1 protein-coding gene is annotated in these 1258 nt (G+C 33.0%); it reads right to left on the reverse strand.

Going from position 1 to position 1258, the window contains the following annotated elements:
* Positions 1 to 1121, reverse strand: a 1121-nt coding sequence (locus B2X73_RS13105) for a Y-family DNA polymerase (protein WP_291096600.1), incomplete at its 3' end; no start/stop codon positions are given.
* Between the last annotated feature and the right edge of the window lie 137 nt (positions 1122 to 1258).

Raw genomic sequence — 1258 nt, forward strand, 5'->3', positions numbered from 1 at the left:
CTCATCAACGCTTTATGTTTTGGTGATTCTTGATTAAACATATTCATTTGAACTTGATCATCTGGAGTGATTGCCGAAACAATAACGCCAGCTTTTTTGTAATCAGGAACCTTTCCTTCTTCTGGAACTAATTTATCTAACAAAAATAACGCAGCTTTCGAAAGTACAATACTTGAATTAGAATCAAATTCTAAAGTAGTACTTAATGTATTAGAAACGAAAGAATGTTTATCGTCGAATCGATTTGTCATCACAAATACAGATATAATATTGCACTTTGAATGTTCTTTTCTAAGCTTTTCAGCGCAGGAAACTGCAAAAGTTGAAACTCGTTCTTGCAGGTCCTCATATTTATTTATTTTTCTTTCGAAACTTCGAGTTGTTGCAATTGATTTTTTACGTTGAACTTCATCAAGTCGCAGTACACTTTCTCCAAGCAATTCTTTTTTTAATCGCAATTCAACAATTGAAAAATTACGTCTTAAATATTCATCTTGCAATCTTGTAAAGTCCCAAGCGGTATGGCAGCTTATGTAAGCTAAACGTTTAGCTAAACGTCGCCCAATTCCCCAGATATCCTCGCATTTTAACCACTTTAAAGCTTTTTCTATTTTATCCTGGTTATCTATCATGTAAACGCCATTGTGATGTTTAGGAAACTTTTTTGCAATTCGATTTGCAACTTTAGCCAAAGCCTTAGTTGGTCCTATTCCAATGCAAACGGGAATTTTGGTAATTTGAAATATTTCTTGTTTGATTTTTTGTGCATATTCTGCCAAATCATATTTTTCAAAACCTTTAAAAAATAGAAATGATTCATCAATTGAATAAACTTCGATATCAGGGCAATACTTTTTAATAACAGTAGTTACTCGGTTACTCATGTCAGCATAGAGAGCGTAATTTGAAGAAAAAACCTTCACACCTTTTAAACGAAAAATATTCTCGTATTCAAACGCAGGAGCACCCATTGGAATACCTAAATCTTTAGCTTCGTTAGATCGCGCAATTACACAACCATCATTGTTAGACAAGACAACTACAGGCTTTCCGTTAAGAGTTGGGTTAAAAACTCTTTCACAACTAGCGTAAAAATTATTACAATCAACCAATGCAAACATATTGCAAAGTTGAGCAAATAAAACGCTACAAGGTGTCGTCGAAAAATGTTAAAAATTTAAAATTAGAAATTGATTCAGTAAATTTGCTCTATGGTACTGAATGATAGATTGAAAACGTTGGTTGACCAAGTTCCAAA

The sequence above is a fragment of the Empedobacter sp. UBA7252 genome, from assembly GCF_002472765.1.
Classification (GTDB): domain Bacteria; phylum Bacteroidota; class Bacteroidia; order Flavobacteriales; family Weeksellaceae; genus Empedobacter; species Empedobacter falsenii_B.